We start from the raw sequence: 22,316 nt of genomic DNA, 5'->3' as shown, positions 1-22,316 counted from the left end.
ACGGGCGGCCGATCAGCCCCAATGCGGAGGCCTTTGCTCTTTGAGCCACTGCTCGTGGTCATAGCCGGACTCATCGCCCCAGCGGCGGGGATCGTCTTCCGCAGCTTTAGTAGGAAGTATCCCGCCGGCGCCGGGCCTGGCCGCGGTCGTCGTGGAGTCCGAAGCTTCTTCGGCACCGTCGGCCCCCGTTGCGTCGGGTTCGGCCTTGGCCCCGTTTTCCGGACCGGATGCTTGTTCCATCAGTGGTGCTTCTTTCCCATTCTCTGCAAAGCCATGTGCTTCTCCGGCAGCGTCCTCGGGCCCCCCGGCTCCCTGCAGTGCCGCACTCGGCGCAAACGTTGGCTGCCCCTTTTCCACGTTCAATTGTTCAACATCCATGTCCAGGAAGCCATGCTCAGGCGACGTCGACCGTGGGATGTGATTCTCCAGCCCAAGGTAGGACCCAATGCGGTCCGCGCAGGACGAAGGATCAGTAAACACTTCAATGGTCCACAGGGACATGTAGCGCCATCCCATGCGTTCCAGCAACTGCGGACGCAGCCGGCTGCGTTCGCGGACGCTCATCCTCTTGTAGCGTTCTGTGCCATCGGATTCGATTGCGACGGGGGTAGGGATCTCTGCACCCTCACGGCCGATGGTGTGGACTGGATCCGCGGCGGCCGCGATGTCCAGCACGCCATCGTAGAGATGCCAGACACGGGCTCCCCGGGCACGCAGACGCTCGCCAAGGTCGGCCACCAGCGGGTCCTCGCCGAGCGCTTGCTCACTGGCAACAGCGCGGGACGCGGGCGTACCGAGGTTGCTGTTTCCCGAGAGTTCCCGGTCCAACAGTTCGTAGAAGTCCACCGCACCGTGAGCCAAGCGATCAAGGTCTAGGTCCTCGGGTCGGAAACAACTCAGGACGTGCATGGAACGCCGGGCACGGGTCATCGCCAAGGCGAACCGGTTCCTGCCACCTTCCGTGGACAGTGGGCCAAACGAGTGCAGCGCCCGGCCATGAGGTGTGCGGCCATAGCCAAGGGAGAAGATCACGTGGTCCCTCACCAGCCCCTGCGCACGCTCAAGGTCCACCACGCGGAAGGACTCGGCGCCAGCCCCGAAGAACGTGGCCAGCAAGGGATGGTTGGGCAGTTGCAACCTGATGGCCTCGCCGATTCGGGCGGCATGGCGCAGGCTGGCCGTCACTACGGCCAACGACGTGCGGGGCCGGAGCCTGGCATGTTCGAACACCAGGTCCACAACACGGTTGACCTCAGCGGTGACGGACTCGACACCTTCGTGGTCTGCCCCCGGAAGCCCGGTGCCGTCAGGAATGTACTCGACGAGGATGGAACGGTCCAGGCCCGTGACCGAGTTGCCATCAGGCAGGCGCCGCAGGCCACCGTCGTAGTAGTTCTTGCTCAACTGCAGGATCAGGTCTTCGTCCACGGCGCGGTAAACCCAATTCAGCTGCCATGTGGGCAGAACCCTGGCCAAAGCCTTGAACGCACTGTCGACGTTCTCGTGGCTGGCAACACCGGCAACCGGCGGTTCCACGGCCACGCTGAACGTGCGCGCGTTCGCGATCTTCGCATCGCCGAAGGCCACAACCTGCTGCGCCCGGGCAATGGCAGGAAGAACGGCCTGCAGCGACGTGGATTCGGCGTCAATAATCACAACCGCGTCAAACTTCTGCTCAGCTGGAAGAACACCAGTGAGAAGGTAGGGACTGACCGACCAAACAGGGACCAGCAGCGGCACAAGTTCCGGAGCTTGGGCGCTGAGCGCCGGCAGCGTCACCCGGCCGTCCTTCAGCAGTGCGCGAAGCAATTCCGCCTGTCTCGGGTGCTCGAGGAGGCCCTGGCGCCACTTCCCGGCCAACTGCCACCGAAGGCGTGCGGCTCCACTGGCAATGTGCGCCTGGTCGGCAAGACGGTATTCAGCTTCGAGCCGGCGCAACGAATCACCGTCGGACATGGCAAGGTAGTCGTCGCCACTGATCATGGCTTCCAAAGCGGACTGCCACCAGGCCAAGTCCAGTTCGGCGGCCACGGAGGCTGCCGGGACTTCCCTGGCAGCCAAGTCGGAAAGCAACTCGCCGAGACCATGCTCGCGCATTTCCTCGATCAGGAGGGTGCGCTCGGGAAGGGTTTCCAAGGTGGCTGTGTCGGCAACAAGCCGTTCCAGCCGCTCCATCAGTTCCAGATACGGCGTACCGTGCAGCGACCCTCCGGCGCTGGTGTGCTTGAGCGCTTCACCGAGGCGACGCAGTTCGCCGTCGAGTTCACGGTAGAGCGCACCAAGATCGGCAAGCCCGGAAGGGACAGCCGGGTGGCGCTGGGTAGTGGCGTAGCCAGCCCAGAGAGCGCGTTGCTCCTGCACCAGAACCAGGGAGCTGTGGAGATCGGCGATGTGGACACCGGGCCGCACGTATTCCTTGGCAACGCGGCGGAGGCGCGAGCGCTGCATGGAGGGCATCTCCAAGTTACGCTCACGGCGCCAAGCGGAGCTGGCGGTAGCGGAAATAAGGTCGTGCACCGGACGGTCGAAGATGTCCGGGGTGAATTTATCCAGGCTTTCGCGGACGGCAATCAGGAGTTCGAGCTGGGCACCCCACTCCGTGAACGTCTCTCCCAACCTGATCTCGGCGTGGTCCGAAAGCTGTTTCATCCGATCCCGCAGGACGGGCAGCTTTTCCTCTGCCAGGCGGGCGAGCTGCTGCGCTTCCTCGGTCTCCTTGCGGGTGACCAATCGGGCTCCATACCAAGGGCTTGTGGTGGAAGCCCGGCTGAAGCTGCCCAGCTCGGCAGCCCGACGCAAACGGCCAGCGAGTTCCTCACGGTCCTTGATGTTGTCCAGGACACTGCGCTTCAGACGGACCGTCGTGGATGGCGCAGGGTGGATGGACGTCAGCTCAGCGAGCGATTGCATTGCCTGGTACGGCGAGCAACCCCAGCGCTCACGGACGTTGTGCAGTGAGGCAACGTGGTCCATCAGGGCGTGGCGGTGTCCGGTCAGAGTCTGGTGAAGGTTGCCCAGTTGTGGTTCAAGTGCTTTTTCATTGCGCATGATGGCCCGGACCAACTGGCCCTTGAGCTGCTGCGGGGTGGTCCCGTTGCCGGGGCGGAAGAGCATCGAATCCAAGCCAAGGGATTCCAAGTGCGATGAAAGGCCGGCGAGGCTGGACTGCCTGTCCCCCACCACGAGCACCGACTTGCCTTCGCTGACCAGCGCACCGATTGCGTTGATGGCTGTTTGTGTCTGTCCGCTTCCCGGCGGCGTGCTGACGACCAGCGAATCTCCTGCACGAACGGCATCCACCACATACTGCTGATCAGTATCAGCGTCGAGCAAGAGGAGCTCATCCGCCGGATCGCGGAGGTCAAGGCTGGGGAAACGGCCTGCCTTGATTGGTTCGGCCTCAATGTCACCGCCGTTGGCGGCAATGGAGAGCGCCGCAACAGTGGCGTTGTTTGTATTGATCCAAGGATCATCCAGGTTGCCGGAAAGGTCCGCCAGCGTCGTGACCAGTAAGTTGAACTCCACGTCGGCACCGTGAATCGGCTGGACGAGAGTGGACAGGCGATCCAGCACCGGTTGAGGATCAAACCTCGCAGTGTTGTAGGCCATCCTCGCGACGGCGTTGACGTCAAAGACAATCCCGTGGACTGATTTGAGGTGACGCACCAAGGCCGGGTTCATGCGGGCCTGCTCGGTGAGCTGGAGTTCGAAGTCGTCTTCGCCCGGCCTCACCGTCAGAATGATGGACGTGAGCATCACGGGGGCCGATACTCGCTGTGGCTTGCCGCCTACAGCAGAGGTCCAGACCACAGTGCCGGCAGAGAGGTAGCCGGCCTCAATACCGCGATCGTTGCTTAGCTCGAAGATCTTGGACCTGATGTTTCGTGCTGCCCGCGCCGCCACCAAATATTGTTGGCGGTCCCGGATCAGGGTGGACAGGCGCGTCCTGCGGCCTGCCAGCAACTGCGCCAGTCCCGAAGGGTGGGCGTTGCTGAGATCAATGGCGCCTTCGGGCGTCTTGACGAAACGCAGCATCGTGTCTGCCCCGGTGACGGGCTTAAGACCAGACAGCCATTTACGGAGCTCTTCGGAGCCCTCTTCCTGGCCTTGACCTACTGACACAACTTCTGCCTTCTTTTCTGTACTAGCTTTAGACGCCTTGGACCATACCGGCATACCTTCGAGGGTAGCGGGAATACCCTGCCAGCCCGCTCCGCAACGCTGTTCCGACGCGAAATTCGCCGTCATTTCACAGGTGCCCGCCGGTTTCGAAGCGGTGAAGTGCTTACGGATACAAGCAAAGAGGCCGGCCTCCCAGAGGAAGCCGGCCGCTCACATTGCTATTCCCACTCGATGGTTCCCGGTGGCTTGCTGGTCACATCCAACACCACCCGGTTTACTCCATCCACCTCATTGGTGATGCGGTTGGAAATCCGGGCCAGGAGGTCATAGGGCAAACGCGACCAGTCCGCCGTCATGGCGTCTTCGGAAGACACCGGGCGCAGCACAATGGGGTGGCCGTAGGTACGGCCGTCGCCCTGGACACCAACGCTGCGAACGTCCGCCAGGAGGACCACGGGCATCTGCCATACGTCGTTGTCCAAGCCTGCGGCCGTCAGTTCCGCGCGGGCAATGGCGTCAGCCTTGCGCAGCAGGTCCAGGCGCTCCTTGGTTACTTCACCCACGATGCGGATTCCCAGGCCGGGACCCGGGAAGGGCTGGCGACCGACGATTTCCTGCGGCAGGCCGAGCTGTGCACCGACAGCACGTACTTCGTCCTTGAACAAGGCCCGCAGGGGCTCGACGAGTTCGAACTGCAGATCCTCAGGAAGCCCCCCCACGTTGTGGTGGCTCTTGATGTTTGCAGCACCCTCGCCGCCACCGGACTCAACGACGTCCGGGTACAGCGTTCCCTGGACCAGGAACTTGATCTTCTCGCCCTCGGCAGCGGCCTGGGCGATGATGGCCCGCTCCGCTTCCTCGAAGGCCCGGATAAATTCGCGGCCGATGATCTTGCGCTTGGTCTCCGGATCGCTGACGCCGGCAAGAGCCGACTGGAAGCGTTCCTGCTCGTTGGCTACGTAGAGGTTGACGCCCGTGGCTGCCACGAAGTCGCGTTCAACCTGCTCGGCTTCACCTTCACGCAGGAGGCCGTGATCCACGAAGACACAGGTCAGCTGGTCACCAACGGCGCGCTGGACCAAAGCGGCAGCTACTGCGGAGTCGACACCACCGGAGAGGCCACAAATGACCTTGGAGTCCCCGATCTGCTGGCGGATACGATCCACCTGCTCTTCGAGGATGTTGCCCGTGGTCCAGTTGGGGCTCAAGCCCGCACCCTTGAAGAGGAAGTTCTCCAGGACGTGCTGGCCGTGCACGGAGTGCTTGACCTCGGGGTGCCACTGCACGCCGTAGAGGCGCTTCTCCTCGTTGGCGAAAGCAGCAACCGGCGCACCGGCCGTCGAGGCGAGCACTTCGAAGCCTTCAGGGGCCTCGTGGACGGAATCGCCGTGGCTCATCCACGTGTTCTGGGAAGAGGGGACGCCGTCCAGGATGGAGCGGGCATCGCCTACAACAAGCGCTTCAGTGGCGCCGTACTCCCGGAGACCCGTCTGGGCCACCTTGCCGCCCAGTGCGTTGGCCATGGCCTGGAAGCCGTAGCAGATGCCAAACACGGGCACCCCGGCTTCGAAGAGGTCCGCGCCGACGCTCGGAGCTCCCTCTGCGTACACGCTGGAGGGCCCTCCGGAGAGAATGATGGCTGCCGGGTTCTTGGCCAGAAGCTGCTCGGTGGTGAAGGTATGCGGAACAATTTCCGAATACACATTCGCTTCGCGGACGCGGCGGGCAATCAGCTGCGCGTACTGGGCACCGTAGTCAACAACCAGCACCGGCTTCTGGGAAGTTTGGGGTGCGGTGGGAGTAGTCACCAGACAAGACTACTTTGCCGGGCCGCCCCGGTGCACGTTGGCGAGGGCGGCCGGGGGCCAAAAACGGCCCTGCCGTTAGGCATCTCACATCTGGATGCCGGTACAGCCTAGTAGCGTTTGGTTGCCTGCGGGTTGGCGGCGAGTTCGGCCTCGACCTGGGCGTGGAATTTCTTCTCCACAATGAAGGACAGCAACGGGACAACTCCGCCAAGTGCCAGCAGGACCATTTTGGAGAACGGCCAGCGCATGAGGGACCACAGTCGGAAGTTGGAGACGAGGTAGACCACGTACATCCAACCGTGCACGATCAGCACCGACGTGGAGATATTGAAGCCGCCGATCACACCCTTGGGCTCGGATTCCGCGAAACCGAAGCCAAAGGGCTGGCCTGTGACAGCGCTCGTACCGCCGGCGAAGAGCGAAACGCCAAAGCCGTACCGGGCGATCAGTTCCGCACACAGCAGGAGCAGCATGGCGCCCGTGAGGTATGCCATGACTTTGTAGAACTTCAACGCCGAACGGATCTGGGCTTCCGTTCCGCCGAACCGGCGCTTCTTGGGCTTGGATCCGGATTGTTCGGGCTGGATGGCCGGTTTTGGCTCAATCATTGCTGCACCTTTTGTTCTGGCTCTGGGCTTGTAGGTTCTGTCGTGGCCTCGGCATTGGACGGCTGGTCGGGGTCCACATCATCGAAGTCGTCATCTTCGTACTCGTCCTCTTCGAGGTCGCGACGGTAGTCGTCCTTCACAAGCCGCCACCAGATAAAGATCGAGAATCCCGCAAAGACAACCCATTCGACCGCATAGAAGAGGTTCAGCCAATTGACCTGCTCTGCAGGGGGTTGCGGCGGAATATTGAGGGCCTTGACGTCATCGCCGAGGGGAATCGTAATGCCGCCTGAGACTTCCGATGTCGCAGCGACAAACCCCGGGTAGCTGGATACTTCCCACTGATTGATGAGTTCGGCAGCGGACACCGCGGACGCACGGCCTGGACCGGCGTCGACGTTTGGAACGGGTGCTTCAGAAGGAATGAGGCGACCGGTCAAGGTGATGGTTCCCGACGGCGGCGGGCCGGCTTGGGCGGCATCGGCCACCCAGCCGCGCGCAACAGGGATCCACGTTTGGGGCGACGCGGCGACACCGTTCAGCGTCGGCGCGTTGTTGACGGCAAAGGCGGAGACGATCCAGAAACCTTTTTGGTTGTTGTACAGGCGGCCCTCAACGAGGACCTGCTTGCTGGGATCGTACGTTCCCGTGGCAGTCACCATCTGGTCCGAGACCGAACCGGGGAAGAATTGGCCGGGCTGGAGGACGTCCACCAGCGGTTTCACTTCCTCAATGCTGGACGGCGCGGGAGGCTCGTGCTGGGCGGACCGGCTGAGCTGCCACTGGCTGAGCAGCACAAACACCCCGGACAACAGAAGCGCAAAGACCAGTCCTGCGATCCAGCGGGGTTTCAACGCGGTTTTCAACACCCCTTAACCGTACTTCGTCCGGCTGTAGAACAACGAAACGAGGCAAAGCGGATAGCCAGCCCCTCTGCCCTGGAGTGGGGCAGCAGGGTCCCTACGTGGCGACGGAGTCGACACCAAAAGCCCTGCCCTAGAGTGGGGCAGCAGGGTCCCTACGTGGCGACGGAGTCGACACGAAAGGGCCTGCCCCAATCTCTAGTGGTCGAAGAACACCAGGCTGGAGTTGATGAGTTCGGAGATGACTTCAGGATCGTGGGCACGCCGGAGGGACTCGCGGAACGACTCCTTGGACAGGGACCGTGCCAGCGTGGCCAAAACCTCGAGGTGGTCGGAAAAGGAGCTGGCGGGCGTGGCGATCAGAAGAACCAGGGTGGCTGGGCCGTCCGTTGCTCCGAAGTCCAGGGCATGGCCGAACTTGGTCACACCGACGGCAATGGAAATCCTGTCCACGAATTCACTGCGTGCATGGGGCAGGCCAATGCCGCCAGGGAGTCCTGTTGCGAGCTGATGCTCCCGTGAGTGCACTTGCTCCAGGAAGCCCTCGAGGTTGGTGATCCTGCCGGCTGCGTGAAGCTTGTGGGCTAGTTGGGCCGCGGCGTCAATCTTGTCCTCTGCGACAAGTTCAAGGATGACGGTGTCCGGGGTGGTCAGTTCCGCGTCATACCGGTCAAGTGGTTCTGCCAAGTCGTGTTCCCTCCAGTGTGGCCGTCCGGCCGCATTACCTTGGGCTGTTCAGCGAAGGGGAACGATGTCATCCACTCCCATGCGCGCGGCGTCGGCCGATTCGTCGTCGGGCTGCTGCTGACTGAGCCGTTCAGCCTCCACGCGCGCGAGGTAGTGCTTGATTTCGCTTTCGCGCTGAGTCTCGCTCCAGCCAAGGATTTCTCCCATCAGCTTAGCCACTACGGGGAGGGCAGACACACCCCGGTCCCACGATTCGATCGAGATCCGGGTTCGACGCGTCAAAACGTCGTGAACATGCCGGGCTCCTTCATGGGTAGTTGCGTAGACAACTTCCGCCGCGAGGTAGTCATCGGCACCGGGCAAGGGTTCGCCCAACTCCGGACGGTTGGAGATCAGTTCCAGCACTTCGGACGTCATCGATCCGTAGCGGTTCAAGAGGTGCTCAACCCGGGCGACGTGCACCCCGGCCTCCTCCGCCGACCGGGCCCGTCGGTTCCAGGCGGCCTTGAAGCCTTCTGCGCCCAGCAACGGGATGGTTTCGGTGCAACTGGACGGGACGCGTTCATCCATGGCCCTGGTGGCCTCATCCACGGCATCCTTGGCCATGACCCGGTAGGTGGTGTACTTGCCGCCGGCAACCACCACGAGTCCGGGAACGGGATGGGCGACGACATGCTCGCGGGAGAGCTTGGCCGTGGAGTCATTCTCTCCGGCCAGCAGGGGCCGAAGACCGGCGTAGACCCCTTCGACGTCCTCGCGGGTCAGGGGGCGCTTGAGAACCTTGTTGACGTGCTCCAGGACGTAGTCAATGTCCTTGCTGGACGCCGCCGGATGGGCTTTGTCCAGCTTCCAGTCCGTGTCTGTGGTTCCGATGATCCAGTGCCGGCCCCACGGGATCACGAAGAGCACGGACTTCTCCGTGCGCAGGATGAGGCCCACCGTGGACTGGAAGCGGTCGCGTGGCACCACGAGGTGGATGCCCTTGGATGCGCGGACCTTCAGCTGGCCCCTATCAGTGACCATGGCCTGTGTTTCGTCGGTCCATACGCCGGTTGCGTTGACCACTTGCTTGGCCCGGACTTCGAAGACGCTGCCGTCTTCCTGGTTTTCGAGCTTCGCTCCAACCACGCGCTCACCTTCGCGCAGGAAGTCCACCACACGAAGCCGGTTGGCGGCGTGGGCGCCGTAATGGGCCGCCGTCCTGACGACATTCACCACAAGCCGGGCGTCATCCACCTGGGCATCGTAGTAGCGAATGGACCCCACGAAGGCGTCGTCCTTCAAGCTGGGAGCCGCGCGCAGTGTTCCACGCCTGAACAGGTGCTTATGCATGGGAACGCCGCGGCTGTGCCCTGATGTCAGGCCCAAGGTGTCGTAGAGCATGATGCCCGCGCCCACGTATGGCCGCTCCCAGAACCTGCGGGTCAGTGGGTAAAGGAAGGGAACAGGCCGCACCAGGTGGGGTGCGATCTGTTGGATCAGCAGTCCCCGTTCCTGGAGTGCTTCCTGGACCAACCCGAAATCCAGCATCTCCAGGTACCTGAGGCCTCCGTGGATAAGCTTGGAAGACCGCGACGACGTGCCGGACGCCCAGTCCCTGGCCTCCACGATGCCCACCGTGAGGCCACGGGTCACGGCGTCCAGGGCCGCTCCAGCACCCACCACTCCGCCGCCGACAATCAGGATGTCGAGCTCCTTGCCGGCTTCCGCAGTGGCTTTCAGGACTTCGATCGACGCGGCACGCGATTCCGGGCTAAGTGCTCCCGGGGCATTCACCTGCGGACCGCCTGCGACATTGCTCATCGGACCCCTCCTCAAACGCAACAGCTGGTAGTCCCCTACCCTACTTGTTGGCTGCCGCCTTGGGCAGGGCACAGGTCAGAGTGGCCCGAACTGCTTGTTTCCCTGTGGATCGCGCCAGGAGAGGGACAGTGCTTCGAGCTCACGACGAAGTTCCGGATCCGAAGCTATGCGACGCCGAAAATGCTCGCGGGCGTGCTCCGAAAAGTAGGCGGGCGCAGCAAACAGGCAACCCGTTGCCAGCAGCAGGAGGGCGTAGGCCGCAACGAATCCCAGCGCTTGACCGGCCCCCTCGTGAAGCAGTGGATTTACCACGGGGAAGAGGCCCACCCCCAAGATGGCCGAGAGGAATACCGCCAGCCCCACGCCGGAGGAGAACTTGCCAGGCGCGCGGGACGCCATCACTGGACGAACTTTGGGAACTCCCCGAAGCCTGGCACGAAGTCCGGCAGCGACGCAGAATAGGGCCACACCCACACCAGCGAAGGAAATCACCACGCCGGGGCTGCCCCCCAGCACCAGAACCAGGAGCGCGGCGCCCAGCAGGCTGACGGCTGTACCGAGGCACGCCACAGAGAGTCCCAGAAATTGGCCCCTGTTCCACGCCATGTCCCTCAAAACGGAGGGTACGGTGTCCGGGACCATGCGGCCGGAAGAGATCCAATAGTCCAAGGGGAACTGCTGTGGCCATTGTCCGGATGAGGGGAACTGCTGGCTCATGCGAAGGTCAAGGCCGCCGCGAATTCGCCGAAAGCCTCGCCTGCCGGGACTGGACGGTGGGGCGGGTTGTCTTCGTCCCCGGTGGCAAGAGTCCAGCTACCGTCGGCACCCGCTTTGAGATGGGCTGTGAGCGGGGACCCCTCAGCCCGGTGGTGCTTGATCATGGCCGCGGCGGGAAGCCCGTCCGGACCATCCACCAGGTAGTGGCGGGCAATCTCAATACCGAGGGGCAGCATTCCGGAGCGGGAATCAATCGGTTGAACCTCGTGTACGCCGTAACGGCTGAGGTTGAGGAGAACGGACCCTTGGTCCGAGCCGGCGGTGAACAGCACATGGTCGCTGTTGGGCGTAACCAAGGCCATTTCCAACCATTCATCTGCACTGGAAACAACTGCGGCCACTATGGCGCCTCTGTCAACGGGGACAATGTCCTCACCATCGACTTCTGCCAGGCCGCGCACCAGCAAAGTGGTGATCCCGGCCTGCTCCAGCACCTCTTTGTCCGCGACCCCGGAAAGCCGGAACAGGTCACGGGTCTTCTCGGCTCCGCTGGTTGGGCGCATGGCCAGCAACGCCAAAAGCTCGTGGTCCGTCAGCCGCAGGGTTTCCAGGTTTGCTGTTTCTGTCATGCCGTCCTCATGTTGGTTTGCTGGTTCCACGCTATCTTAGGAAATCCGGTCAACCGCCCAGCCAACCCCACACCTTCTTCGCCCCATCGGCCACAGCTTTGGCGCCATCCTCTACGGCACCGGCGACGGCTTTGGCGCCGTCGACCACCATTTCCGAGGTGGACCCGTAGCCGAGCCCTTTCGCAAGGAAGCCCATTCCGGCCCATGCGAGGCTGGCACCTGCAAAGAAGGGTCCCACGACAGGTACGAAGCTTCCGGCCGCCAGAACAGTGGTGATACCTCCGTCGGCCATGGCGTAGCCGTCGCCGCGCATGTAGCCATCAGCAAACTGCGCCACACCCCCGATGACGCTCAGGACACCCGCTGCACGGCCCACCATGGAGAGACCGTTCAGGAGTTGCGTGCCTTTGAGGTACCCAACGCCGGGCATCTGCCCGAATTGGGCGCCCAGAAGGCTCCACGGCTGGCGTACCAGGAGATTTGCCTTGGCCATCTTGTTGAGGAGGAGGTCGGCAATGAAGCCCCCACCGGAAGCGGCAAAGTTCAGCCCTTGGTAGCCCGTGTTGCCGTTGGCTTCCACCACCGGCGAAAACGGGGTGGTCCCTGGCCCGGACCCCGTCCCGGACCCCGAACCCTGCGACGTTCCGCCGGAACCTTGGCTGGCCTGTTCCTGCTCATCTGCCTGGACAAGCAGCGACTTCGCCTGGGTGCGGAGCGATTCGCTGGCCTTGTGCAGCATGGGCCGCATCTTCCCGGACCATTCCGAGCGGAACCGCTCGCCGTCGGCGCCCTTCCAGGCAGTGGACGCGACGATGCCGTTGATGTTGAGCTCCAGGCTGGACAGGGAGTTTCCCGAGGCCCCCATCACTTTGGACAGTGACCTTAGCTGGGCAACATCTGCCCCAAAAATGCCCGGTGCCATTTCTACCCCCACGTCTCTGCCAGCAAAAGTTCTTCGGCCGCCAGATTACTGGGATCGGTGGATGGCCGCGATGGGGAGAACTTCCCCGGGACACAGGAAGCCCCTATCCCTCCGACAAGTCGGAAGGATAGGGGCTTCCTCAGGGGCCGTGCTGTCAGTTGCCTGCGTACGGCGAGACGACGACGTCAACCCGCTGGAACTCCTTGAGGTCCGAGTAGCCGGTGGTTGCCATGGAACGGCGCAGAGCACCGATCAGGTTTGAGGTTCCGTCCGTGTGGTGGCCAGGTCCGAAGAGGACCTCTTCCAGCGGACCGACCGTGCCAACATTGACGCGGTCGCCACGGGGCGACTCGAGGTGGTGCGCTTCCGGACCCCAGTGCCAGCCGCGGCCAGGTGCCTCTTCCGCGCGTGCCAGCGCGCTGCCGAGCATCACGGCGTCAGCGCCCATGGCAATGGCCTTGACGATGTCGCCGGAGCTGCCCATGCCGCCATCGGCAATGACATGAACGTAACGGCCACCGGACTCATCCATGTAGTCGCGACGTGCCGCAGCGACGTCGGAGATGGCAGAAGCCATGGGCGAATGAATACCCAGGGCTCGTCGCGTCGTGGTGGTGGCACCGCCGCCGAAGCCCACCAGGACGCCGGCAGCACCGGTACGCATGAGGTGCAAGGCAGGCGTGTAGCCGGCCGCTCCGCCTACGATCACAGGGACGTCAAGTTCGTAGATGAACTGCTTGAGGTTCAGCGGTTCGTGGTTCTTGGAGACGTGCTCAGCAGAAACCGTTGTTCCGCGGATGACAAAGATGTCGACGCCGGCAGCCACCACTGTCTTGTAGTGTTCCTGCGTGCGCTGCGGGGTCAGAGAGCCTGCAACGGTGACGCCTGCGGCACGGATCTCTGCAAGGCGGGAGCTGATGAGTTCGGGCTGGACGGGCGCCTGATAGAGGTCCTGCATGCGGCGGGTAACGGCCGGGCTGCTGGTCTCATCGGCCAGGGCGGCGATCTCGTCAAGGACCTTCTGGGGGTCCTCGTAGCGGGTCCAGAGACCTTCAAGGTCCAGAACACCAAGGCCTCCGAGCCGGCCAAAGGCGATTGCAGTGTCCGGAGACATCACCGAGTCCATGGGTGCCGCGATCACGGGGGTGTCGAACTTGTAGGCGTCGATCTGCCAGGAGACAGAGACGTCCTTCGGGTCACGCGTCCGGCGGTTCGGGACGATCGCGATGTCATCCAGGGAGTAGGCACGACGCCCACGCTTGCCACGGCCAATCTCAATCTCATAAGTCACGGCTCTTACTTTACTGGACCCCTCCCAGAACCCCGATTCGGCAAATAAACACTTCACAAAGTGTGCCAATGGACTCCGGGATGGCTTACCTGATCACGCCACTTCCTAAACTGGACTCAGAACCGCTGAGGAGAAGGCAGTAATGACCACCCAGAACGAAGAAGGCCAGGCGTCGGCCATCACCAACCATGAGCTCATTGCTCCCCTAGCCCTGGAGGAAAACCCCTGGTGAGCTACCAGACCGGCCCCACTCCACTTTCCCGCTCTGCCCTCCCCCTGGACTACTGGCTTTCCACGGAGCTCTCCGCCATTACTCCGGCCGGTGCGCGCTCCCGTCTTCGCGAGATCGCTGATGCGAGGGGTTCCTACATGGGCGCTTGGGCCGCCGGCATTGGCATGGGGGCAGTCCTCATCCTCCTGGGTGTCATCCTCGCCATCCGGTTGGGCACGCTGGTGCCGGTTCCCTCCCTCAGCCTTCCCGGCGCGGCACTCGCCGTGCTCTCCTCCGTCTTCTACCTACGGGTACGGGACCGGTTGCCGCGAACCAGCCGGGCGATCGTCAATCGTGGGCCCGGGAGCCTACGGGGCGCGCTTTCATTCGCGGGGTTCATCCTGATCGCCTTCATAGGGCTGTTCGCCCTCATGGCCAAGCCATCGACGTGGCAGGATCCTGCCGCGCTGCTGACGCTGGCTACGGTTCTTGCCTTCATGGTGTGCCTCCTCGTGGTGGGGATCATCGTCCCGGCCACCATCGCGGGCCGTTCGAGGGAGTCCCTTCGCCGCAAGGCCACAACTGATCCCCATTTCCGGGCGCTACTGGAACAGGACCTCGCCACGTGGCGTGATCCCTACGGCAACGCAGGATACGGCCCGCTCTAATTCTCAGGGGGTGTTCTGGCTGGTTTCGTCCACAGAGAGTTGGGACTCGAACATCCGGAAGTAGCGGCCCCTCAACGCCACCAGCTCCTTGTGGGTCCCCTGCTCCGCAATCCGGCCATCTTCGAGCATGTACACGATGTCGGCCTTCTCGATGGTGGCCAAGCGGTGGCTGATGGCGATGATGGTACTGCTTCGGTCGGCGAAGAGCCTGGTGAAGATACGGTGCTCTGCCAAGGCATCTATGGCTGATGTGGGCTCGTCCATGACCATGAATGAGGCATCCCGGTAGAAGTTGCGCGCCATGGCCAGCCGCTGCCACTGCCCGCCGGACAGCCCACTGCCCTTGCGACCACGCGGGTCCTCCATCCAGTTGCTGACATGGTTTTCCAAGCCGTTGGGCAGTTTGTTGATGAACTCCATGGCTTCGGCGTCAGAGGCCGCCCGCCTGATGCGGTCATCGTTCCGGGGTTGGTCCACGTCGCCGAGGTAGATGTTTTCCGCGGCGGTGGCGAACTCGTACTTCAGGAACTCCTGGCTCAGCACAGCGAGGTGCCTGTGCCAGCTGGTGACGTCGATCCCGGCAAGATCCACGCCGTCGAGCAGTACGTGGCCGGAGTCAGGCCGGTACAGTCCCGCAAGGATACGGATCAGTGTGGACTTTCCCGCGCCGTTTTCGCCGACAATCGCAATGTGCTGGCCCGCCGTGATGGTCATCGAAATGCCCTTGATGACCTCGATGTCGCTTCCGGTATAGCTGAAGCGGATGTCGCGGAGCTCCACGGTGGTGGGCGAAGTGGTCAGGGGTTTTTCGTTGCCGCTGGGAACAGGCAGGGCCATGAACAGCTCATAATCCTTGAGGTTGGCGAGGTCCTCGTCGATGGAACTCAAGGAAGAGACAAGACTGTTGGCCGTGGAAAGTGCCCGGCTCACGATCTGCTGTACGTAGAGGAACTGACCCACCGGCTGGGCCCTGGCGATGATCTGCCCGACCACCCAGATCAGGGAAACCACCTCGGCGCCATACTGCAGGGAGTCCGCAGCCAGCTGTTTGGGAATATACCGCTTCTGGAAATCCAAGCGTCGCTTCTCGTCTGCGTCCCGCAGCCGTGATCGCAGGTCCATCAGGTATCCAACAATGCCGTAGAGCCGCATCTCCGCGATGTGCTGCGGACGAAGCAGGTTCTGTTCGATCATCCGGCGTTGCCGGCGCGAATCCACTTGGGTGTTCCAGTGCGCGATCTGCTCACGCGACAGTTTGAACTGCAGATACACACTGGGCACGATGGCCACCAGGACGATGACGGCGATCCACCAACTGACCAGGACCAGCGCACCGATGGCGAGGATCACGGAGACCAGTTGGGTGAAGATTGCGGCAATCCTGTCCAGCACGCGGGCGTAGGAGTCCGAGAACCGCTTCGCGCGGTCGTAAAGGTCCACCGTTTCCTTGTCGTCGTAACGCCAAAACTCCAGCGCCAGGAAACGCTGGTACATCATGTCCCCTACGATCGCGCCCACCTTGAAGCTCATGAGCTGTTGGATGTAGCGGTCAACGCTGCTGAAGGCACCCCAAAACAACCCCAGCGCAGCAGTGATGACGACGTACAGGATGGCTTGGGGACCGGCGTTGGGATCCCCCGCATAACCGGCTGCCAAGGCTGTGGTGGTCAGGGCGGCGAAGTAGGTGGTGACCAACGGAAGCGTGGCGGAGATCAACGAGCCAAGCACCTTCATGATCACCGCGACGGGTGAGGCCTTGAAGCTCACCTTCAGGACCTGCCCGACGGCGCGTGCATAGGGACGCAGCGCCAGCTTGCGGGGCGGCGTGTTGTTCAGCCGGATGGACTCCGGGTGCCGCGGTTGTGCGGGCTTTTCAGACATGCCCCCAGCCTATTCTCCCGGGCCGACAATTCCGCTTGCCCGTCAACAGCCGGTCCGTTAAAGAACTGTTCCCCGCGGAGGTCTCCGCGGGGAACAGGCGATTCTTAGCGTGAGCCGTAATTGGGGGCTTCCACTGTCATTTGGATGTCGTGCGGGTGCGATTCCTTGAGCCCGGCAGGGGTGATGCGGACGAACTTGCCGCGGGCCTTGAGCTCGGAGATGGTGGGTGCGCCCGTGTAGAACATGGTCTGGCGGAGGCCGCCAACCAACTGGTAGGCAACGGAAGCCAACGGGCCGCGGAAGGCTACGCGGCCTTCGATGCCCTCGGGGATCAGCTTGTCATCGCCGGAGACGTCGGCCTGGAAGTAACGGTCCTTGGAGTAGGACGTGTTCTTGCCGCGGGACTGCATGGCACCGAGGGAGCCCATTCCGCGGTAGCTCTTGAATTGCTTGCCGTTGACGAAGATGAGTTCGCCCGGCGATTCCTCGCAGCCAGCCAGCAGGGAGCCGAGCATCACGGTGTCGGCACCGGCGACCAGTGCCTTGCCGATGTCGCCGGAGTACTGCAGGCCGCCGTCGGCGATCAGCGGAACTCCGGCCGGGATGGCTGCCTTGGCGGATTCGTAGATAGCGGTGATCTGCGGAACGCCGACACCGGCAACAACGCGGGTGGTGCAGATGGATCCGGGGCCAACGCCTACCTTGATGCCGTCGGCGCCGGCGTCGATCAGCGCCTGGGCGCCTTCACGGGTTGCGGCCTGCCCACCGATGATGTCCACGTGGGCAGCAATCGGATCCGACTTCAGGCGGCGGATCATGTCAAGCACGCCCTGGGAGTGACCGTTGGCGGTGTCCACGAACAAAGCATCCACGCCGGCGTCGATGAGCTTCATGGCGCGCTCCCAGCCGTCGCCGAAGAAGCCGATGGCAGCACCGACGCGCAGGCGGCCTTCGTCGTCCTTGGTGGCCAGCGGGTACTGCTCAGCCTTGGTGAAGTCCTTGGTGGTGATCAGGCCCTTGAGGCGGCCCTGCTCATCAACGAGCGGGAGCTTCTCGATCTTGTTGGTGGCCAGCTTGTGCGAGGCTTCCTCGCGGCTGATACCCACGTGCCCGGTAATGAGCGGCATCTTGGTCATGGCGTCGCTGACGCTGCGCAGCGGGAATTCCGACTCCGGAATGAAGCGGGTGTCGCGGTTGGTGACGATGCCCAGCAGGCGTCCGTCAGCATCCACCACCGGAAGGCCCGAAACACGGTAACGGGAACACAGTTCGTCCAGTTCCTGGAGCGTGGCCTGGGGGCCAATGGTCAGTGGGTTGGTGATCATACCGGACTCGCTGCGCTTGACGCGGTCAACGTGCTCGGCCTGGTCATCAATGGAGAGGTTGCGGTGCACCACACCCAAGCCACCCTGACGGGCCATGGCAATGGCCATGCGGGATTCTGTCACCGTGTCCATGGCAGCGGAGAGCAGCGGGGTCTGCACGGAGATGCGCTTGGAGATGCGGGACGACGTGTCCGCGTCGGACGGAATGACATCGGTGTGTCCGGGGAGCAACAGGACGTCGTCGTACGTCAGGCCAATGAGGCCAAAGGGATTGTGTTCGGGCTGGGTCATGAGTGTGCGCCTCTTACCTGGGTTCTTGGGGGCTTAACTGGTAGGGGTTGCAACTGATGACCAGCCCGTCATTACGGGACTGGCCTGTGCATCGGTACTTCGGCATGGGTACTGCGTGGGAGAAAGTGCTGCCGGGTATTGAATAAATAGTAGAACCTTCGCGCCTATCGCCATATTCCGCGACGCCCCAGTGTGAGCAACAGCACTGGCGGCAGGCCGGCGTCGCGCGTGTCGGAGCCCGGCCGCAGGCCGAACCCAACCGAAGGACGAAACTAGCCGCCGGACCATCCCGTGGCGGCCAGGAGGCGCTCTTCAAACATGGGAATCATGCTCTGCACGTACGTTTTGGTGAGGTGGTTGTCGTCCTTGTAGACATAGACGTTGCCCACCACGGCCGGACATGTCCCCTGCTCGCAGATGAAATCGCTCATGTCCATCAGGTAAAGCCGCTCCACCTTGCCCAGGTAATCGTCCAAGGGCGACGACGCCGCCAAGGACTCCTCGAGCGGGGCATTGCAGTCCGGCGAATCGGGTCCCTTCTTCTGCACGCATTCAGGCATGTTGATGCTGAACCGCGGATTGTCACGGACACCCACAACATCGATGCCGGCATCCGTGAACGGCTGGATTCCCTCGAGGTACCCGGGGACTTCCGTCTCGAAAGGCGCCGTGACGTGCGTGAGGGAAGCAACGGTGAACACGGCATCCGGCTTATGTTCCATGACATAGGCGGCACTGGCCTGGTTGAACTCGTTGCACTCCTGAGTCCGTTCAGGGGACTCTGCCCCGAACCGGCAGCTGCCCTTCAGGAGCGTGACCACTTCCCATCCATGCTGCTTGGCAATCGGGCCCAGGGCAGCCATGTACTGCTGGGCATGCGAATCGCCGAGCACCACGATTTCCTTGGTGACTTCCTCGGGCTCCTCGTTCTGCAGGCACCCTTCCAACAGAGGGTCCGACGGCACATTGTCGCCCGTGCAGAGTCCGTCGATGTCTGCCCACTCGTCCTTCATGGCAGCCGGTGCCGGGATGATCATGGCTTCCTGCGTGGGTGCGCCGACGTACTCCGGGGACAGGGCTGCGGCTCCCGGGGTCAGTTCCTTGGGCTGGTCCGCGATCGCTGCGCCTTCCGCCGCAATGGCGCCCTGCCACGCGGTGACGGGCAGCGCCAGCAGCGCACCGCAGCAGGCAATCACGACGGCGGCACGCCAGGACCGTACGTCGGGCCACTCCCAGCGGCGCATTGGTACTTCCACGTACTTGGTGGTGGCCACGGCCAGCAGCATGGAGGCGGCCATGATGCCCAGGCCCTGGAGGAGGTTGGGTGAAGTTGCCCCGGAAACCAACAGGAAGAAGACAAGGACAGGCCAATGCCAGAGATAGAGGGCATAGGAGTTATCGCCCACCAGGACCAGCGGCCGCGAGCTAAGGAGGCGATCCACGCCGAAACGGCTGCCGCTCTGTCCTGCCACGATGACTGCCGCGGCGGCGAGGGTGGGCCACAGCGCCACGAACCCCGGGAAAGAGCGATCCACGGTCAGGACCAGACCGCAGGCGAGCATGGCGGTGATCCCGGTCCACCCAAGGAAGACGCGGAGCCGGCGTCCAGGCTTCAGGTAAGGCAGGGCCAGCGCCAGCAAAGAGCCCAGGGCGAATTCCCACAGACGTGCGCGGGTATCGAAGTAGGCGTACTCTTGGTTGCTGGCGGTCTGCTCGATGGAGAAAGCAAGCGAGGCGACGAACACTGCCCCGAACGCCATGAACAGCAATGCCCGGTGGGCAACAGCCTTCCGGCCCGGGAAAAGCCTGGCCAACTGCGGCTGCAACAAAGCAACGGCGGCGAAGACCAGCGGCCACAGAATGAACACCTGGCCTTGGACGGACAGGGACCAGAAATGCTGGAGCGGGCTGGCCCCCGAATGATCCTGGGCGTAGTAGTCCACGGCCGTGTCGGCCAACTGCCAGTTCTGCCGGTACAACAGCGACGCCCACGCCTCAGCGAGGACATCCGGCCAGCGGCTCTGGGGGATGAAGGCCCAGGTGGCTGTCAGGACACCCAACAGGACCACGACGACGGCGGGCAGCAGCCGCTTGAAGACGTGGAGCCAGTGCCGCAGGAGCCGTAAGGGCTTATGGCTTTCCAGTTTGCGCGTGAACGACAACGTCAACAGGAATGCCGAGATCAGCAGAAAGACGTCCACACCGCCGGAGACCCGGCCAAGCCAAATATGGTAGGTCGCCACCATCAGAACAGCCAGTGCGCGCAGTCCTTGGACCTCCGGACGGAAGCCGGCTTTCGACGTCGTGCGTTTCTGTCCGGCGGCGGGTGCCGTTTCGGTAGCTTGTGTGTCCATCATCGCTGCCACCCGGTCGCGGCAAACCACCTTTCTTCAAACATCTCGGCCATGCTGGTCACATATGTCCTGGACAGGTGGTTGTCATCCAAGTACACGAACATGTTGCCCACCACGCTCGGACACGTGATGCCATCGCACAGCAGGTCGGTCATGTCCAGGAACGCGGCGCTGCCAAAGCTCCCCTGCACGGCAGCGAACGGGCTTTCCGTGGCGAGGACGTCGGGCTGGTCAGACTTGCAGTCAGCGCTGTCCATGCCTTTGGACAAGGCACATTCGGTGACGTTGTAGTCGTACCGCGGGTTGTCACGGATAGCCACAACCTCAATGCCGAGGTCGTTGAAGTTGGTGACCGTCTGCTCAAAGCCGTACACCAACTGCTCATCGGGCGATGACGGCGATGCCATGGTTCCCACCATGAAAACAGCGTCCGGCGCTTGGGCCGCGGCGTACTTGAAGGCGGCGGCGTTGAAGTCGTTGCAGCCGTCCTCGGCGTCGGGGTTGTCCGGCATGAAATGGCATCCGCCCAGCAAGAGGGCGGTTACCTTCCAGTGTTCGGCCTCGGCAAGGGGGCCAAGTGCGGCCAACCATTGCTGCGAGTGCGAGTCGCCCAGCACCAGGATGTCCTTGACGGCGTCGTCGTCCGCCACGGCGTTCTGCTGGCATTTATCCTGCAGCATCTTTTCGTCCGGTTTCGACCCGCCCTCGCACGGTCCTGCGAGAGTTGCCCAGTCCTCCGGCAATTGCTCAGCCGTGGGAAGGGTCTTCGCACCGTCGCTGACCAGGTCAACGTATCCGGGGACGAGTGCGTGGGCGCCAGGGTTGTCATTGAAAGCCTGCGCCTGGGCCGCTTTGAGGTCCAGGTCCTGCTTGTACTGGAACCCCAAGAGCGGCGCGCACGCCACGGCAAGGCAGGCGGCGATGGCGATGGCAGAGCGGCGGCGCTTGACCTCGGGCCATTTCCATTCACGGAACGGCTTCTCCACATACTTGGTGGTTAGGAAAGCCAACGTGAGCGCCAGCGCGATGATGGCGGTTCCCGACAACCAGCCTGCGTGGTCCTTGCCGCTCCAGGCCAGGGCGATCACCAAAATGGGCCAGTGCCACAGATAGAGGGCATAGGAGTTGTCGCCCAACCGAACCAGGAACTTTGAACTCAGGATCCTGTCCACGCCGAAGCGGCTCCCGGTCTGGCCGGCGGCAATGACGGCGACTGCCGCGAGCGTGGGCCACAGCGCAACGAATCCGGGGAACGCCGTCTGCACCTGGAGCAGGATCCCACACGTGAGCATCGCAACCACACCGATCCACCCCATGACCACTCGCACGGGCTTCGCGAAGTTCAAGCCCGGGATGATCAGTGCAAGCAAGGTACCGAGGGCGAACTCCCAGAGCCGCGCAAAGGTGTCGAAGTAGGCCACAGCCTGGTTGCTGGCAGTAAAGATCACTGAGTACGTGAGGGATATGACGAAAATGATCGCGAAAACGTAAGCGAGAGTGGCCCGGTACCGCAGGCTGAACCTGCGGCAAATAAGCGCAACGGTGGCGAAAATGACGGGCCATAAGATGAAAACCTGGCCTTGGATGGACAGGGACCAGAAGTGCTGCAGAGGACTGGCGAGGCTGTGGTCGGTTGCGTAGTAATTGACCGCCAGGCCTTGGAGGAGCCAGTTTTCGAAGTAGAACAGTGCGGCCCACGACTGGTGGACCACCTCCACCCAGCGTGTTGGTGGGAGGAAGGCGAACGTCGCCGCGAGCGTACTCAAGAGGACCACGACGACGGCGGGGAGCAGCCGCCGGAACAGGTGCAGCCAGTGCCGCAAGAGGTCCATGGGGCGGCCCTGCTTGTAGCGTCCGGTGAACTGCAGCGTCATGAGGAACGCTGAGATAAGGAGGAAGACGTCCACGCCTCCGGAAACCCGGCCAATCCAGATGTGGTAGCTCACCACCATGAGGACGGCGAGGGACCGAAGGCCCTGGATTTCGGGGCGGAACTTCGACTTTGCAACGGGTCCGGAAGGCCGCCTGCCGGCACGGGCAGGGGCTGGGATCGTTGGCATAGTCACGTTAGGCAGTTCCTCAAAGCTGTGGCACAAAGCATCAATCATACGCGGATTGGCGGCCCCAACCCAGTCG

At 62.9% G+C, this 22,316-nt stretch carries 15 protein-coding genes; 1 reads left to right on the top strand and 14 read right to left on the bottom strand.

All coding sequences use genetic code 11. The features are described 5' to 3' along the window. Positions 1-12: 12 nt before the first annotated feature. The 10 genes from LN996_RS06175 to LN996_RS06130 all read right to left on the bottom strand — a co-directional run bounded on the left by LN996_RS06175 (position 13) and on the right by LN996_RS06130 (position 13,450). On the bottom strand, positions 13-4,176 hold the full coding sequence (locus tag LN996_RS06175) for a DUF4011 domain-containing protein (protein ID WP_231339563.1): 4,164 nt from the start codon (positions 4,174-4,176) through the stop codon (positions 13-15). 164 nt (positions 4,177-4,340) lie between these two features. Beyond that, positions 4,341-5,930, bottom strand: coding sequence for a glutamine-hydrolyzing GMP synthase (gene guaA, locus LN996_RS06170; protein ID WP_062073057.1), 1,590 nt, complete (start codon positions 5,928-5,930; stop codon positions 4,341-4,343). A gap of 107 nt (positions 5,931-6,037) precedes the next feature. Beyond that, the gene (locus tag LN996_RS06165) at positions 6,038-6,538 is read right to left on the bottom strand and encodes a DUF3817 domain-containing protein (protein ID WP_231339551.1); all 501 of its coding nucleotides are present in this window, start codon (positions 6,536-6,538) and stop codon (positions 6,038-6,040) included. Next, positions 6,535-7,407 carry an SURF1 family protein gene (locus tag LN996_RS06160; RefSeq protein WP_231339550.1) on the bottom strand — a complete coding sequence of 291 codons (873 nt, stop codon included), beginning with the start codon at positions 7,405-7,407 and terminating at the stop codon, positions 6,535-6,537. Before LN996_RS06160 ends, LN996_RS06165 begins: the two co-directional genes overlap by 4 nt. Before the next feature lie 192 nt (positions 7,408-7,599). Next, complete coding sequence (locus LN996_RS06155; protein ID WP_231339549.1) at positions 7,600-8,088, bottom strand: PTS sugar transporter subunit IIA; 489 nt, start codon at positions 8,086-8,088, stop codon at positions 7,600-7,602. A gap of 48 nt (positions 8,089-8,136) precedes the next feature. After that, positions 8,137-9,891, bottom strand: a complete 1,755-nt coding sequence (locus LN996_RS06150) for a glycerol-3-phosphate dehydrogenase/oxidase (RefSeq protein ID WP_231339548.1) — start codon at positions 9,889-9,891, stop codon at positions 8,137-8,139. A 75-nt stretch (positions 9,892-9,966) separates the two neighbouring features. After that, positions 9,967-10,608: a hypothetical protein gene (locus LN996_RS06145; protein WP_231339547.1), complete on the bottom strand. Its 642-nt coding sequence runs from the start codon at positions 10,606-10,608 to the stop codon at positions 9,967-9,969. Next, positions 10,605-11,237, bottom strand: coding sequence for a hypothetical protein (locus tag LN996_RS06140; RefSeq protein WP_231339546.1), 633 nt, complete (start codon positions 11,235-11,237; stop codon positions 10,605-10,607). The genes LN996_RS06145 and LN996_RS06140 overlap by 4 nt, the downstream gene beginning before the upstream one ends. Positions 11,238-11,286: 49 nt before the next feature. Next, complete coding sequence (locus LN996_RS06135; protein WP_231339545.1) at positions 11,287-12,159, bottom strand: hypothetical protein; 873 nt, start codon at positions 12,157-12,159, stop codon at positions 11,287-11,289. A gap of 154 nt (positions 12,160-12,313) precedes the next feature. Then, the gene (locus LN996_RS06130) at positions 12,314-13,450 is read right to left on the bottom strand and encodes a GuaB3 family IMP dehydrogenase-related protein (protein ID WP_159703872.1); all 1,137 of its coding nucleotides are present in this window, start codon (positions 13,448-13,450) and stop codon (positions 12,314-12,316) included. 228 nt (positions 13,451-13,678) lie between these two features. On the opposite strand from LN996_RS06130, the gene LN996_RS06125 reads away from it, so the two are divergent. Further along, positions 13,679-14,329, top strand: a complete 651-nt coding sequence (locus LN996_RS06125) for a hypothetical protein (protein ID WP_231339544.1) — start codon at positions 13,679-13,681, stop codon at positions 14,327-14,329. A 3-nt stretch (positions 14,330-14,332) separates the two neighbouring features. Here the strand turns inward: LN996_RS06125 and LN996_RS06120 are convergent, their stop codons facing one another. The 4 genes from LN996_RS06120 to LN996_RS06105 all read right to left on the bottom strand — a co-directional run bounded on the left by LN996_RS06120 (position 14,333) and on the right by LN996_RS06105 (position 22,240). After that, complete coding sequence (locus LN996_RS06120; RefSeq protein WP_231339543.1) at positions 14,333-16,210, bottom strand: ABC transporter ATP-binding protein; 1,878 nt, start codon at positions 16,208-16,210, stop codon at positions 14,333-14,335. 104 nt (positions 16,211-16,314) lie between these two features. After that, positions 16,315-17,826 (bottom strand): IMP dehydrogenase, encoded by a 1,512-nt coding sequence (guaB, locus tag LN996_RS06115; protein WP_231339542.1) that lies wholly within the window; start codon positions 17,824-17,826, stop codon positions 16,315-16,317. Positions 17,827-18,098: 272 nt separating this feature from the next. Next, on the bottom strand, positions 18,099-20,183 hold the full coding sequence (locus LN996_RS06110) for an acyltransferase family protein (RefSeq protein WP_231339541.1): 2,085 nt from the start codon (positions 20,181-20,183) through the stop codon (positions 18,099-18,101). Continuing rightward, positions 20,180-22,240 (bottom strand): acyltransferase family protein, encoded by a 2,061-nt coding sequence (locus tag LN996_RS06105; protein WP_231339562.1) that lies wholly within the window; start codon positions 22,238-22,240, stop codon positions 20,180-20,182. The genes LN996_RS06110 and LN996_RS06105 overlap by 4 nt, the downstream gene beginning before the upstream one ends. Positions 22,241-22,316 lie beyond the last annotated feature (76 nt).

Source organism: Arthrobacter sp. AK01 (assembly GCF_021109375.1).
Taxonomy (GTDB): Bacteria; Actinomycetota; Actinomycetes; order Actinomycetales; family Micrococcaceae; genus Arthrobacter.
Note: the sequence above shows the minus strand (reverse complement) of the source record. Positions and strands in the feature narration are given on the sequence as shown.